General features: G+C 63.4%; 14 protein-coding genes. 7 read left to right on the top strand and 7 right to left on the bottom strand.

The genetic code is table 11. The features are described 5' to 3' along the window. Nucleotides 1-105: 105 nt before the first annotated feature. Nucleotides 106-741, top strand: a complete 636-nt coding sequence (locus OEZ71_RS13840; protein WP_263740578.1) for a GntR family transcriptional regulator — start codon at nt 106-108, stop codon at nt 739-741. On the opposite strand, the gene OEZ71_RS13835 is transcribed toward OEZ71_RS13840, so the two are convergent. Both OEZ71_RS13835 and carA read right to left on the bottom strand, forming a co-directional pair. Beyond that, complete coding sequence (locus OEZ71_RS13835) at nt 673-2,916, bottom strand: glycosyltransferase (protein WP_263740577.1); 2,244 nt, start codon at nt 2,914-2,916, stop codon at nt 673-675. The genes OEZ71_RS13840 and OEZ71_RS13835 overlap by 69 nt on opposite strands. A gap of 117 nt (nt 2,917-3,033) precedes the next feature. Further along, nucleotides 3,034-4,188 carry a glutamine-hydrolyzing carbamoyl-phosphate synthase small subunit gene (carA, locus tag OEZ71_RS13830; protein ID WP_263740576.1) on the bottom strand — a complete coding sequence of 385 codons (1,155 nt, stop codon included), beginning with the start codon at nt 4,186-4,188 and terminating at the stop codon, nt 3,034-3,036. Between the two features lie 183 nt (nt 4,189-4,371). Here carA and OEZ71_RS13825 point away from each other — a divergent pair, with 183 nt between their 5' ends. Both OEZ71_RS13825 and OEZ71_RS13820 read left to right on the top strand, forming a co-directional pair. Next, nucleotides 4,372-4,830, top strand: a complete 459-nt coding sequence (locus OEZ71_RS13825) for a GatB/YqeY domain-containing protein (RefSeq protein WP_263740575.1) — start codon at nt 4,372-4,374, stop codon at nt 4,828-4,830. A gap of 86 nt (nt 4,831-4,916) precedes the next feature. Beyond that, nucleotides 4,917-5,726, top strand: coding sequence for a class I SAM-dependent methyltransferase (locus OEZ71_RS13820; RefSeq protein WP_263740574.1), 810 nt, complete (start codon nt 4,917-4,919; stop codon nt 5,724-5,726). 6 nt (nt 5,727-5,732) lie between these two features. Here OEZ71_RS13820 and OEZ71_RS13815 read toward each other — a convergent pair whose 3' ends face one another. Next, nucleotides 5,733-6,227 carry a DUF2244 domain-containing protein gene (locus OEZ71_RS13815; RefSeq protein WP_263740573.1) on the bottom strand — a complete coding sequence of 165 codons (495 nt, stop codon included), beginning with the start codon at nt 6,225-6,227 and terminating at the stop codon, nt 5,733-5,735. A 148-nt stretch (nt 6,228-6,375) separates the two neighbouring features. On the opposite strand from OEZ71_RS13815, the gene OEZ71_RS13810 reads away from it, so the two are divergent. Further along, on the top strand, nt 6,376-7,185 hold the full coding sequence (locus OEZ71_RS13810) for a class I SAM-dependent methyltransferase (protein ID WP_263740572.1): 810 nt from the start codon (nt 6,376-6,378) through the stop codon (nt 7,183-7,185). A gap of 126 nt (nt 7,186-7,311) precedes the next feature. Here the strand turns inward: OEZ71_RS13810 and ctaD are convergent, their stop codons facing one another. The 3 genes from ctaD to lipB all read right to left on the bottom strand — a co-directional run bounded on the left by ctaD (nt 7,312) and on the right by lipB (nt 10,479). Further along, nucleotides 7,312-8,982, bottom strand: coding sequence for a cytochrome c oxidase subunit I (gene ctaD, locus OEZ71_RS13805; RefSeq protein WP_263740571.1), 1,671 nt, complete (start codon nt 8,980-8,982; stop codon nt 7,312-7,314). A gap of 205 nt (nt 8,983-9,187) precedes the next feature. After that, nucleotides 9,188-9,601 carry a c-type cytochrome gene (locus tag OEZ71_RS13800; protein WP_263740570.1) on the bottom strand — a complete coding sequence of 138 codons (414 nt, stop codon included), beginning with the start codon at nt 9,599-9,601 and terminating at the stop codon, nt 9,188-9,190. 230 nt (nt 9,602-9,831) lie between these two features. Next, nucleotides 9,832-10,479 carry a lipoyl(octanoyl) transferase LipB gene (lipB, locus tag OEZ71_RS13795; protein WP_263740569.1) on the bottom strand — a complete coding sequence of 216 codons (648 nt, stop codon included), beginning with the start codon at nt 10,477-10,479 and terminating at the stop codon, nt 9,832-9,834. A 198-nt stretch (nt 10,480-10,677) separates the two neighbouring features. Between lipB and OEZ71_RS13790 the strand changes: the two genes are divergently transcribed. Both OEZ71_RS13790 and OEZ71_RS13785 read left to right on the top strand, forming a co-directional pair. Next, nucleotides 10,678-10,929: a hypothetical protein gene (locus tag OEZ71_RS13790; protein WP_263740568.1), complete on the top strand. Its 252-nt coding sequence runs from the start codon at nt 10,678-10,680 to the stop codon at nt 10,927-10,929. 128 nt (nt 10,930-11,057) lie between these two features. After that, nucleotides 11,058-12,482 carry a peptidoglycan-binding domain-containing protein gene (locus tag OEZ71_RS13785; RefSeq protein WP_263740567.1) on the top strand — a complete coding sequence of 475 codons (1,425 nt, stop codon included), beginning with the start codon at nt 11,058-11,060 and terminating at the stop codon, nt 12,480-12,482. A 15-nt stretch (nt 12,483-12,497) separates the two neighbouring features. Here the strand turns inward: OEZ71_RS13785 and OEZ71_RS13780 are convergent, their stop codons facing one another. Then, nucleotides 12,498-13,247: a FadR/GntR family transcriptional regulator gene (locus OEZ71_RS13780; RefSeq protein WP_263740566.1), complete on the bottom strand. Its 750-nt coding sequence runs from the start codon at nt 13,245-13,247 to the stop codon at nt 12,498-12,500. A 108-nt stretch (nt 13,248-13,355) separates the two neighbouring features. Here OEZ71_RS13780 and OEZ71_RS13775 point away from each other — a divergent pair, with 108 nt between their 5' ends. Next, nucleotides 13,356-14,162 carry a DUF2182 domain-containing protein gene (locus tag OEZ71_RS13775; RefSeq protein ID WP_263740565.1) on the top strand — a complete coding sequence of 269 codons (807 nt, stop codon included), beginning with the start codon at nt 13,356-13,358 and terminating at the stop codon, nt 14,160-14,162. The last annotated feature ends 11 nt before the right edge of the window (nt 14,163-14,173 follow it).

Genomic DNA, 14,173 nt, shown 5'->3' with positions numbered 1-14,173 from the left:
CGCGACATTATGCGCTGCGCGCATGCGCCGCAATGGGATGGGTTGCCAAGAGTGACCGCAGGCGCTTAGGCTCCGCGCCGCGGGGGACGGGCAAAAGGGACCACGATGCAGAAGGACGCCTATACGTTAATTCTGGAGGCGATCGACGGCGGCGTCTACCGGCCCGGCGACCGGCTGGTCGAAGCGGAACTGGCGGAGCGGTTCGGCGTGTCGCGGACGCCGGTGCGTGAGGCGTTGCAGCGGCTGGAAACCCAGTCGATGCTGGCGCGCGACGGGCGGTCGCTGATCGTGGCCTCGCTCGATCACAACCAGCTTGCCGAACTTTACGTCGTGCGGGCCGAGCTGGAAGGGCTGGCCGCGAAGCTCGCGGCGAAACATGCGAGCCCGGAAGAGGTCAAGGTCCTCGCCGATATGGTCGAGGCGGACCGTGAGTTCCTGAACGACCCCTCGGCCCTGTCGCGGGCCAACCGGCGGTTTCACAAGCAGATCCACCTTGCCTCGCACAACCGCTATCTGGTGCAGCAGCTTGACCTAGTGCATCGGTCGATGGCGCTTCTGGCCACAACCTCGCTTGCGGCCGAGGGGCGGGGGGAGGCGGCGCTTGGCGAACATGAGGCGATCGTAAAGGCGATCGCGGCGGGCGATGGTGATGCGGCCGCCGATGCGCTCAGGTCACATATCTCCCGCGCCTTCGAGACCCGGCTGAAGCTCGATGCCGGTTCGGTGCGCAGTGCCGGGTAGAGGCGACAACAGAAGATAGGTCGCCTCGGGCGCGCTGGGTAAAAGCGCCAGGGCGGGGCGTTGCGGCGAAGCCGATGCGAAATCTGCACGCGGCTCGGCCACTATGGAATATGGCTGCGTATGTCCGTTATCGCCAATGCTGAAGAGATGCAGCCGGGAATCGGCGCTGCGGTCGGAATGGAGTTGGACCGAAGGCGGCAGGTCGGCCGGAACATGCACGGGATCGGTCAGGAGATAGGCCGGAAGCATGGCCCCGATGTCCTGCTGTGCGGCGACGACGCCATGGGCGGTCTTGTCCCAGTAGAAGGGACGGGTGATCCATTCATAAAGCGCCTTGTATGACGACAGCGCCGCTAGCGGGAAATAGACATGCAGCGTCGGCACCCATTTTTGCAGGTGCCGGTGCGCGGGGCCGCGCGTTGCCCAGATACCAACCGCGATATTGATCGCCTCGGCAGAGACGAACAACAAGCCCACGGAAAGCAGCAGCATCGGCGGCAGCACATCGTTTAAAGGCGTCGGCAGCCCAAGCGTGATGAGCCAGAACGACCACAGGACCGGTGTCAGAACGGCCTGAGACAGTGAGCCGACAAAGAGGATCTGCACGCCCCAGAACCGCTTCGCCCCAAGCTCGCGCCACAGCCGGGCGGGGTCACGCATATGGCTGGCCCAGGTGACGGCAAATCCCTTTTGCCAGCGCGAGCGCTGACGGATCCAGGTCACGGCATGGGAGTTTGGCTCTTCCTCGGTCACGGTGTCGATCAGGTCCGTCCGGTAGCCATGACGGGCCAGCCTGACGCCGAGATCGGCATCCTCGGTCACGTTATGCGCGTCCCAGCCGCCCAGTTTCTCCAGAACCTCGCGGCGGAAAAAGAGCGTGGTGCCGCCAAGCGGCACGACGAAGCCAAGCCGTGCCAACCCGGGCAGGAAAGCACGGAACCACGAGGCGTATTCGACGGTGAAACAGCGCGTCAGCCAGTTGTGCCGGGCATTGTAGAAATCGAGAATGCCCTGAAGGCAGGCGACATCCGGTGCCGCCTCGTAAAAGCCGCGTACGACCTTGCGGATCTGTTGCGCTTCCGGGCGGTCCTCGGCGTCCCATATGCCGACAATGGAGCCGCGGCAAAAGTCGAGCGCGTAGTTCAGCGCGCGGGGTTTGGTCCGGATGGGCCCGTCTGGCACGGTAACGACCCGCATCCAGCGCGGCAGGCCACGGCGTTCCAGCGCGGTCCGGGTCTGGTGATCGTCCTCCTCGACGACAATGAGGATATCGAGCAGTTCCTTGGGATAGTCGATCCGGCCGATCCGGCGGATCAGCCGTGGTGCGATGTCGTCCTCGCGAAAGAGCGGGACCATGACCGACACGATGGGCAATCGGGCCATGGGCCTTGGTGGCAGCGGCGGCGGAGCGCGGCGTTGGGCGCGGGATTCGGCGAGGAAACAGGCAAATTTCAGTCCTGTGAACGCGACGGTAGAAAGGACCGCCCATAAGGCGAGGGCAAGATAGGTCTGCAACGGCACGATCACCGCACCCGCTACCAGCATTGCAAGCGCAGTGATGGCAATGCGGTGCGCGCGGTTTATGTTCTGGCTGCGGCAGCTTTCAGCTTCGGGAACGCGTGTTTCGGCTTTGCGGATTAGCGTTGTCTCACGTGCGGCAACAAGGGCCGTGTGAAGGTCGCGCTCGGGGGCCAGCGCCATGATAACTGGGCCGTAATCCTCGGGCAGAGAGTTGCGAAGCTGGGCGAACTCCTCGGGCCGCGAGGTCGCCAAGACCGTCGCGCCGCCGATCTGGCGCCAGGGCAAGGCACCGTGTTTCAGGCAAAACGCAGCGCCAAGCCCGTCCAGCAAACGCGCATCGGGCGGATGCGCGACGAGATCGAGCGCCCGCGCCCCCCATTGCAGCGACAGCGCCGCCATGAGGTCGGCCTCGCTGACCCAGCCATGGGTCAGAAGGATATCGCCGAGCCGCGCCTCTTCCCGGTCACGGAGCGCGATCGCCTTGAGCATGTCGCCCGGCTCTACCGCCCTCATGTCGATGAGGATCTGGCCAAGCGGCTTGCGGTCGGGCCGTCCCGTGCGGCGCGGCTTGCCCGCGGGCAGTTTGGTGGTTGCGACGGGCGGTTTTGCCGCCGGGTCCGGGACGAGATGAAGATGCGAAACGACGGGTGCCATGGGGCCTCCGGTGCCGAGCTTTCGCTGAGCCTGAGGCCGACAGGGTTAATGGCGGGTTAAGGGAACCCGGAAAATTTTGTTAATATTTGCAGGTTCTTCTACGGGATCGCCCGGCCGTCAGGCGGCGCGCCGGTCGCGCATCGCCTGTGCGAAGCGCTCGAAAAGGTAGAAGCTGTCCTGTGGGCCGGGGCTCGCCTCGGGGTGGTGCTGCACGGAAAAGACCGGGCGGCCTTCCAGCCGGATACCGCAGTTTGATCCGTCGAAGAGCGACACATGGGTTTCCTTGACCCCCTTGGGCAGGGTCTGGGCATCGACCGCGAAACCGTGGTTCATCGAGGTGATCTCCACCTTGCCGGTTTCCACATCCTTGACCGGGTGGTTGGCGCCGTGATGGCCGTGGTTCATCTTGATCGTCCTGGCGCCGACAGCGAGCGCCAGCATCTGGTGGCCAAGGCAGATGCCAAAGACCGGCAGGTCACGGGACAGCACGTCCTTGATCATCGGCACGGCGTATTCCCCGGTCGCCGCCGGATCGCCGGGGCCGTTCGACAGAAACACGCCTTCGGGATTGTGGGCCAGAACCTCTTCGGCGGTCGCGGTGGCGGGCAGAACGGTGACGTCGCAGCCGGCACTCGCAAGGCAGCGCAGGATGTTGCGTTTCGCGCCATAGTCGATGGCCACGACGCGGAAACCGTCGCCCTCGCGCTTGCCATAGCCGTCGGGCCAGGCCCAGCGGGTTTCATCCCAGCGGTAGCTTTGCGCGCAGGTTACGTCCTTGGCCAGATCGAGCCCGACAAGACCTGACCATGCCCGCGCCTTCGCGACCAGAGCGGCGATGTCGAAATTGCCTTCAGGGTCATGCGCCAGCGCCACGTGGGGGGCGCCCTGCTGTCGGATCGCGCGGGTCAGGCGGCGGGTGTCGATGCCACCGATACCGATGCGGCCGTTCTTTTCCAGCCAATGGACCAGATCTCCGGCGGCGCGCCAGTTCGAAGGCTCGGTCGGGTCCCATTTCACGACCATGCCGGCAGCGACCGGCTCGGCCGCCTCGTCATCCTCGGGCGTCACGCCGACATTGCCGATATGGGGGAAGGTGAAGGTCACGACCTGACCGGCATAGGAGGGATCGGTCATGATCTCCTGATAGCCGGTCATCGCGGTGTTGAAGCAGAGCTCTGCCACAGTCTCGCCCGAAGCGCCGAAACCCTTGCCGTAAAAGAGTGTGCCGTCGGCCAGCGCGAGGCAGGCGGTGGGCTTGTCACTGTTGGGCATGGCGCGACTCCCCGGCGGTCAAATCCCGCGGAACCTAAGGGGCGGGAGAGGCGGGGTCAAGGGGGAAGGTGCGATATGGCTTACGTAACGATTTCAATAAGTTATGGAAAAATCTGCCGGTTGTGTCGGCGTTGCGTTGCAGATATGGTGGGGGTCTTCGGAAGCTCAGGGGATGGAGACCCGATGGAACTGCGCGAACGGATCGGCACCGCGTTGAAAGACGCGATGAAGTCTAAAGATGCTGAGAGATTGTCGACCCTGCGGCTGATCAATGCCGCAATCAAGGACAAGGACATCGCCTTGCGTGGCGAGGGCGGCGAGGGTGCCGTTGGCGATGCCGAGGTGCTGGCGATCTTGGGCCGAATGGTCAAGCAACGCCAGGAATCGGCGCGCGCCTATGAAGAAGGCGGGCGTCTGGAACTGGCCGAGAAGGAACTGAACGAGATTCGGGTGATCGAGGACTTCTTGCCCCGCCAGCTTGACGAGGCAGAGGTCGCGGCGGCCATCGACGCGGCGATTGCCGAGACCGGTGCCGGGTCAATCCGCGACATGGGCAAGGTGATGGCGGCGCTGAAGACGAAATTCACCGGCCGGATGGATTTCGGCGCTGTCGGCCCCATGGTCAAGGCCAAGCTCGGCTGAGACGCCAAAGGGGGGGGGCAGTCTGCCCCCCATTGCCCTGCGGGCAATTCCCCCCGAGAGTATTTTCGGACAGAAAGTGGGGGCGCATGGCGGGGCCGGATATCAATGCAACGCGCAAGTTTGGCGGGACGGTGGATTTCGGCCGGGCCGCAGGGGAGTACCGTGCCCATCGGGCTGGGTTTCCCGACCGGTTCTTTCGCGTTCTTTCACATCGGAAATGGGCGGTCCCCGGCGCACGGGCGCTTGACCTTGGCACTGGCACGGGAACGGTGGCGCGGGGGCTTGCGCGGCTCGGTCTGACGGTCGAGGGGCTCGACCCGTCCGAGGCGCTGATGGCGGAGGCCGGGGTGCTGGATGCTGAAGCCGGAGTCACGGTAACATACCGAACGGGCAAAGCGGAGGCGCCGGGCGGGGACGACAGCAGCCTTGACCTGATCACGGCGGGCCAGTGCTGGCACTGGTTTGACCGGTCGCGCGCAGCGGCGGAGGCCTTCCGGCTGCTCAGGCCCGGCGGGCGCATCGTGATCGCGCATTTCGACTGGCTGCCCTTGGCCGGCAATATTGTGGCCGCGACCGAGGATCTGATCCTGCGCCACAACCCCGCCTGGACCTTGGGCGGCGGCACCGGGCTTTATCCCGGCTGGTTCGCCGACCTCGCAGGGGCGGGGTTCGGCGGGATCGAAAGTTTCTCCTTCGATCATGAGCAGCCTTATAGCCATGAGGCCTGGCGCGGCCGGATCCGGGCGAGCGCCGGGGTCAAGGCCTCTTTGACAAAAGGAGAGGTGGCGCGGTTCGATGCGGAAATGGCCAAACTCTTGGCTGCCCGATTTCCAGAAGAGCCCCTGAACGTGCCGCACCGGGTCTGGGCCGTTTCGGGCATCCGCCCAGAGGACTGACCCTTGTCAGCGCAGGGTGGCCAGTGCCGCCCGCACTTCGCCCTCAAGTGCCTTGCGTTCGTCTTCGGTGAGAAAAGCTCCAAGCTCGATCTCGCGGTTCTCACCCTTCAGCGTGAGATAGAACGGGACTGGCCCGCCGCTCGGGTAAAGCGTGACCGTGACCCAGTAGGGATTGGCCTGCCAGTGCTTTTCAGCCCCGTCCGGTGCGCGCCGGGCAATCTCGATCCGGTCGGGCCAGAGCCGCAGGATCTCGGCCGTTTCCCCCTGCCGGTAGCTGCGCGTGAGCGCATGCCAGATGCCCCAGACAGTTGCGATCAGGAAGGGCAGGAGCCCCCAGAAAACCAGCGTGCCGAGGGCGGCAAAGAGCGGCAGTGCGAGCAATGCAGCCGTTATCCCGATAAAGACCACAAAACCCTTGCGCGGCAGCGACCTGTACGGCCAGAGATGCAGCTCGGCCGGGTTTATATCGGTCGGTTCGCGTCTGATCCATTCATAGGGCATCCAACTGCGCTCCAGGCCAATTTCCGATCTTGAATATGCTCATGATCGTCGAGGGCCTCCGTCTCAGCAAGGTGGCCATGTTGGCGCGATACGAGATTTTTGGCTATACTCGTCGCAATCACCACCAGCGACCGGACTGGAGGTAGGTATGTCTACTCATTCTGCCAGTTTTGTCGGGGATATCCCGCGTCACTACGACAATGGTCTGGGGCCGAACATATTTGTCGATTACGCCGAGGCTATTGCCGAGGAATGCTGCAAGGAAAAGCCGAGGAGAGTCGTGGAGCTGGCGGCCGGAACCGGCATCCTTAGCCAGATGCTGCGGTCCGGATTGCCGCGTGAAGCGGCATTGTTGGTAACGGACCTAAACGCACCGATGCTGGATGTCGCCAAAACCAAGCTCTCCGGTGCGGAGAACGTGGATTACGCGGTCGTCGATGCAATGGACCTGCCTTTCGAGAACGCGACATTTGATCTGATGGCCTGCCAATTCGGGGTCATGTTCTTCCCGGACAAAGCCGCCTCATTTCGTGAAGCGGCCCGTGTCCTGAAGCAGGGTGGGCGCTATGTCTTCAATGTTTGGAGCGCGATGGACGATAATCCGTTTTCACTCGTAGCGCACGACGTCGGAAAGCGGTTCTTTCCCACCAATCCTCCCGGTTTCTACAAGGTGCCGTTCCACTATGGCGATCCCGAGGGAGTCATATCCGACCTTGGTTCGGCCGGATGGAGCAGTATCGGCCACAAGACCATCCGGTTGCAAAAGGCGATCGTCAATCCGGAAGCGTTTGCGACCGCTCTAGTTTTTGGCAATCCGTTGATCGATGAAATCCGCGAGCGTGGTGACGTAGACCCTGACGAAGTCGCAGCGGCAATGCTCGCTGCGCTCCAAGAGGCCTTTGGTCCGTGCGGTATGACGATGCCGCTGTCGTCGACGACGTTCGTTTGCCGCAAGTGACGGCCTGGAATGAACTGAAAGTCGCGACACTTCACCGCGTCTCAACTTGACGAGCGACCAGGAGATGGCTGCAAAAGCAAACGGCCCCGGAACGTTCCGGGGCCGTTGTTCGTTCATCTGCGCCGATTAGTGGGCGTGCCCGTGATCCCAGTCGCTCTGCTTCGGGAGCTGTTCGAACGTATGCTCCGGCGGCGGCGAGGGCAGGGTCCATTCAAGCGTGTCGGCATAGGGGTTCCAGTAGTTCGCCTCTTCGACCCGCTTACCGGCACGCAAAGTGTAGAACACGATGCCGATGAAGAAGAGGAAAGAAGCGAAGGAAAGGAATGCGCCCAGCGACGAGATGTAGTTCCAGTGGGCGAAGGCCTCCGGATAGTCGATGTAGCGGCGCGGCATGCCCTGGCGGCCCAGGAAGTGCTGCGGGAAGAAGGTCAGGTTCGCACCGATAAACATCATCCAGAAATGCAGCTTGCCCGCCCATTCCGGATATTGACGGCCCGACATCTTGCCGATCCAGAAATAGACGCCCGCGAAGATCGCGAATACGGCGCCCAGCGACATCACGTAGTGGAAGTGGGCGACCACGTAGTAGGTGTCGTGATAGACCCGGTCGACCGGCGCCTGGCTCAGCACGACGCCCGTAACACCACCGACGGTGAAGAGGAACAGGAAGCCGAAGGCCCAGAGCATCGGTGTCTTGAACTCGATCGAGCCGCCCCACATCGTTGCGATCCACGAGAAGACCTTGATGCCTGTTGGCACCGCAATCACCATTGTCGCCAGCATGAAGTAGGACTGCTGGGTCAGCGACATGCCGACCGTGTACATGTGGTGCGCCCAGACGACGAAGCCCAGAACACCGATCGCCACCATCGCGTAGACCATCGGCAGGTAGCCGAAGATCGGCTTGCGGGCGAAGGTCGCGATGACGTGGGAGATGATGCCAAAGCCCGGCACGATGATGATGTAGACCTCGGGGTGGCCGAAGAACCACAGGATGTGCTGGTAGAGGATCGGGTCACCGCCGCCTGAGGGCTGGAAGAAGGTGGTGCCGAAGTTGCGGTCTGTCAGCAGCATGGTGATCGCGCCCGCCAGAACCGGCAGGGACAGAAGAATCAACCAGGCGGTGACGAAGATCGACCAGGCAAAGAGCGGCACTTTGTGCAGCGTCATGCCCGGTGCCCGCATGTTGAGGAAGGTCGTGATCATGTTGATCGCGCCGAGGATCGACGACGCGCCCGAGACGTGGACCGCGAAGATCGCGAGGTCCATCGACCAGCCTGCCTCGTTCGTCGACAGTGGCGGGTAGAGAACCCAGCCGACGCCCGACCCGGCCTGGTCGTTGCCGCCCGGCGAGAGGAGCGACGCGACGCCAAGCGCCACACCGGCGACGAACATCCAGTAGCTAAGGTTGTTCATGCGCGGGAAGGCCATATCGGGCGCTCCGATATGCAACGGCATGAAATAGTTGCCGAAACCGCCGAAGAGCGCCGGAATGACGACGAAGAACATCATCAGGACGCCGTGATAGGTCACCATCACGTTCCAGATATGGCCGTTCGGGGTGCAGACCTCGTCAGATGCGAAGAACCGCGCGCCCTCAAGGCACATATATTGCACGCCGGGCTCCATGAGCTCCATGCGCATGTAGACGGTGAAGATCACCGAAATCAGACCCACGGCGGCGGCCGTGAAGAGGTAGAGGATACCGATATCCTTGTGGTTGGTGGACATGAACCAGCGGGTAAAGAACCCGGGGTGCCCATGATCACCGTGGCCATGAACGGCTGCGTCGGCCATGCTGTTCTCCCATTCCATGCACGGGGGCACCGGCCGTCTCACCGATACCTCGTCCGGCCCCGTAATAGTGGGCGTTTTCAGCTTGGGCAATCCACCAAGCCGCAGGGAACAGGAAAAATTGCCGCACCGAGGGATAAACTAGGCCCTCGTCCGGCGCTCCACCCCTCGTGAGAAGGGGGGAGCCGTGTTTCTTAACCCGAACCGATTACTGAGCGGAAACCGAGGCGAGATAGGCGGCCATGTCCTCCTGACCCTTGGTCAGCTTGAAGGTCATCTTGGACTTGGCGGCGGCATCCCCCGACTTGTCCTGCACCCAGGCCTTGGGGTCGGTGACATAGGCGGCCAGTTCGGCCTCGTCCCAGACAAGGCCGCCCTCACCAATGGCAACAAGCGCATCGCCATATTTGAAATCGGCAGAGCCGACAGCCCGGCCGATCACGCCGTAGAGGTTCGGACCCGTCTTGCCGCCTTTTTGAATCTCGGTGCCGTCATCGGCGACGATCATGTGGCAGGCCTTGCATTTCTTGAAGTCCGATTCGCCCTTGGCGGCATCGCCCTCGGCAAGGGCGGGACCGGCAAGGGTCAGCGCGGCGGCAAGGGCAAGAAATCTGGTTTTCATCACGATGGTCCTCTTTGTCGTTACTCGCGCGCAGGCGGACTGCGTCACGCGCCTATACCATGGCCGGTTCCGGGCCGACTTGCTATAAGTCAAGTGGCAGGACCGACCTGCATATCCTTCAATCCTGCGCGATCCGGTGGGGAGGGGCCAAGAAAATTTGAATTTTCTTGGCAAAAATCATTATGATTTTTGCTCCGTCCGTTGCCGAAGGCTCTGGACCGGCGCCGGTATCATCCGAACGCGGTGGCGAAGGTTGCCTTAAGTGCCACATCGAGGTCCTCCATCGTCACAGGCAGGCCAAGGTCGACGAGGCTCGTGACCCCATGATCGCGGATGCCGCAGGGCACGATCCCGTCGAAATGCGACAGGTCGGGTTCGACATTGATTGAGATGCCGTGAAAGCTGATCCACTTTCTGAGCTTCACGCCGATTGCCGCGATCTTGTCTTCGCGCGGGCTGCCGTCGGGCAGGGGCGGCTTGTCGGGCCGCGGGACCCAGACACCCACTCGGCCCTCTCGGACCTCGCCCCGGATATTGAACTCGGCGAGCGCCGCGATGACCCAGGCCTCCAGCCGCCCGACAAAGGCGCGCACGTCCCGGCCGCGGGTGTTGAGGTCGAGCATGACATAGGCCACGCGCTGGCCGGGACCATGGTAGGTGTACTGCCCGCCGCGCCCCGCCACGAAGACCGGGAAGCGGTCGGGATCGGTAAGGTCCTCTGCGCGGGCGGAAGTGCCTGCTGTGTAAAGCGGCGGATGTTCCAGAAGCCAGATCGCCTCGCCCGCGCGGCCCTCGGCCATGGCGGCGACCCGCGCTTCCATCTCGGCAAGTGCGTGGTCGTAGGGCACGAGGCCCGGGCTGGTGATCCATTCGACCAATGTTGATCCTCAAGCGGCGTTCTCCGCATGGACATACCCCCTCGCGCAAGAGGTGAAAAGTATCTCTCGCTTGGGAACCTGACGGGGCAGGAATACCGGACTGGCGGCAGGACCGGGCCGGGCGCATTATGCGACCATTCCAGTAAGTCGGGGGCATTCCCCCATCCCGTATTTCAATAGATGCCATTGGAGGCAGCCATGAGTGTATTCCATGTGGCGGCCGGATCGGTCGCCGTTATTGCAGGTCTTTTGTTTGCATCCGTCCTCATCGCCGCGCAGGCAGAGGTGCCGCAACCCACAGCCCAGATGAACCGGGTGCTTTACGACAAGCCCGTCGTGGAACCCGACCGTTACGTGCCGCGGCATGCCGCGCGTCAGGTCACGCGGCTGGTCGCACCCCATGCCCAGATGAACCGGGCGAGTTACGTCCGGATAACCCGTGACGAGTGATCGGGGCTGAGGCCGGATTTGCCAGATCGGCAAAAAGGGCGCAGAGTGGCGGGTATTGATATTCTTGAGATGCGGTGCCGGGCCCATCTGCTTGCGGGTCCGGACCGTCTGCCATTTGGGAGGGGACTATGATCTGCAAGGGATTTGCAACCGGTGCCGTGGCGATGTCGCTGGCCTTCACGCCGACGACACCGGTTCTGGCCGATGCGGGCGATGCCATCGCCGGCGGTATTATCGGGGGGCTGATCGGCGGTGCCATCGTCAACGAATCCAACAAGAAGAAACAACGCACCGTCGTACGGAAATCGACGAGTTCGGGCATCAGTTCGGCGACCCGCGCCGCCAATCGCGACACGCAGGTCGCGCTCAACTATTTCGGCTATCCGGTCGGCGCGCCCGACGGTGTGCTTGGCCGCCAGTCGCGGGCCGCGATCGCGCAGTACCAGTCGACGCTCGGCTATCCGGCGACGGGTTATCTGACCGATTATGAGCGGAATCATCTCATTACCTCCTACCACCGCGCCATCGCGGGCGGACCGGTGACGATGCAGCAAGCCGCGGCGAACCCGATGGGTATGCGGGGCCTCCTGCTGCAATGGCGGGATGAGGCGGCAGGCATCTTGCCGCAAACACAGTTCGCGGTTACGCCCACCACACCCGCCCCGGCGCCCGAAGCCCCGGCAGCGACCGAAGCCATGACCGAGCCGGGAACCGAACCAGCAGCGCCGGGCCTGCCGACCTTCCTTGGCGGTGGTGCGGTGGCTGCCTCGCTTGCCTCGCATTGCAACCGGATCGGGCTGATGACCTCCACCAATGGCGGCTACATGACGGCGGCGACGATGACCGACCCGATGACCGCGCTTGGCGAGCAGTTCTGCCTTGTCCGTAGCTTCGCCATCGCCGAGGGCGAGGAACTGGCCGCCAAGGTGCCCGGTGTGACGAAGGCCGATATCTCGGCGCAATGTGCGGGTTTTGGTCCGGCGATGAAGGCGCAGGTTGCCGCACTGTCGCTGGAACCGGCCGAGGCGGTCATCGCCGATGTGCGCGGCTTTGCCTTGAGTTCAGGCATGGCGCCGGTGCAGCTTGCCGCCACGGCGAAGATCTGCCTGTCGGTTGGCTATGCCGAGGACAATATGGATATCGCCGTGGCTTCGGGTCTCATTCTCGCGGCCCTGGGCGAGGGTGCCTATGGCGAGTTGCTCGGTCATCATCTGAGCCAGGGATTCGGTGCCGCACAGCGGGCGGATCTGGCTTTCGACTGGTACGACATGGCGATTTCGGCCGCCGCGACGACGGGAACGGTGCCGTTCACGCCGGGCCAGCCCGACCGCATGCAACTGGTGCGCAAGGCCGCCTATACGATTGCGGGCAAGGCGGATCAGGCGTCGGCCCGAGAAGCGCCCGCGGCTCTGCCGACATTCGCTGTTCCCGAAGCGTCGGGTGAAGGCGAAATGGCTGCCGTCGAAACCGCGCCCGCGACGACAGTCAGCGCCGAACAGGTCAACGCATTGCCACTTGCCGCGCGACTGCCGTTCCTGCTGTTCGGGGATTAAGCGCTGGGTCTTTTCTCACTGCCCTGCCGCGCCTTTAGTCGTAAGGCGTTTGGCGCGGATATCGGCGGCTAGACCGATTGTGTAGGTGGCAAGTTCTGCCAGTGCCGCCTCGGCGGTTGCAGGATTCTTGGACTCGATGGCATCGGCTATCGCCGTGTGAAGGGACACGATCCTTTCGCGCGAACGGGCGGTGAAGGTGATCATATTCATCAGGGGCTGCATCGCCTCGACTGCGCCCGCAAGCTGGTAGGAGAGCACGGGATTGCCCGCCGCATCGACGAGCGCGCGGTGAAAGGCAACGTCAGAAGCGCAGAAGCTTTCGTCCGACAGGCCGGGTTGCGACTGGCGGAAGATCTCGGCCCGCATCGCAGCGAGATGGTCAGCCTCACGCCGTTCGGCGGCAAAGGGCACGCAGGCGCGTTCGAGCGCATAACGGGCCTCGCAGGCGGTCTCGAAATCGACCGCATTCATGCTGAGCAACAGTGTGGACGTGGTGATCTGCTGTCCGGCCGCCTCTTCGTACGATATCCGGTTGATAAAGGCTCCCCCGGTGGCGCCCCGCTGCGTACGGATCAGGCTTTGCGCCGCAAGCCGTTTTAACGCTTCCCGCACCGTGGGACGTGAGACGCCGAACTGTTCGGCCAGTTCCTGTTCCGAAGGCAGGCGTTCATCCACGATCAGCCGCCCCGCGACAATTGCATCGCGGATCGCCGCCGCAATGCGGATCGGCAATTCGCCTTCGGTGCCGAGTTGCAGGCCTTTCATATCTCTTCCCTCAATTGTCAGACATTAAATGTTTGACATTTGCCGCGGATAGGTAGACCCTAGGCAGGACGGGGCTGTCCGTCCATCCTTTTTTGCCAGGGGGCATCCATGTCCGCACCGATCCTGCGTGGTGAAAGGCGAGTGCCTGTCTGGCTCAGCCCGCGCGCTGCGGGCTGGCTTGGTTTTTATGCGCTGATCCTTCTGTCATGGATTGCCGTCGTGCTGATGGCACGTGGTTTGCCGGGCTCGGAGTTGGCGGATGTGCCGGCAGAATTCTGGGCCGCGCTTTGCGCTTCAGCGGCCGAGGCGAACCCCTTTGCCCTCTGGGCGATGTGGGCGCTGATGGCCATGGCGATGATGCTGCCGACCTTCGTGCCCGCGCTTCGAACCTTCACCGATCTTTCGGCGACCGGAGCAACGAACGGGGCGGGCGCACTGGCGCTTGTCGCGGGGTATACTGCGATCTGGCTTGGCGCGTCGGTCATCGGTGCGGCGGCGCAGTGGGGGCTGGCGCGGAACGGCATGCTGACGCCTGCAGGGGCAAGCCTGTCGCCCTGGCTGACCGCCGGACTGCTCTTCGGGGCTGGGGCCTATCAGTTCTCGGTCTTCAAGGCTGCCTGCCTTGCGAAATGCCGGATGCCGCTGACCTTCTTCATGAGCCATTGGCGCCCCGGCGCAGTGGCGGCGCTTGATATGGGCCTGCGGCTTGGTGCGCTTTGCCTTGGCTGCTGCTGGGCACTGATGGCGCTCGGCTTCATCGGCGGTACGATGAACCTGATCTGGATGGGGGCGGCGACGCACTTCATGACCTTGGAAAAACTGCCCGAGATCGGGCGTTGGCTCACCCGGCCCGCCGGTTGGGCGCTGATCCTCGCGGGGGGTGTTTCGATCCTTCGCGCATTGCAACTTGTCTGACGGAGGACCGA

Source organism: Albidovulum litorale, from assembly GCF_025751495.1.
Taxonomy (GTDB): domain Bacteria; phylum Pseudomonadota; class Alphaproteobacteria; order Rhodobacterales; family Rhodobacteraceae; genus Albidovulum; species Albidovulum litorale.
This window is presented reverse-complemented; position numbering and strand designations above follow the sequence as displayed.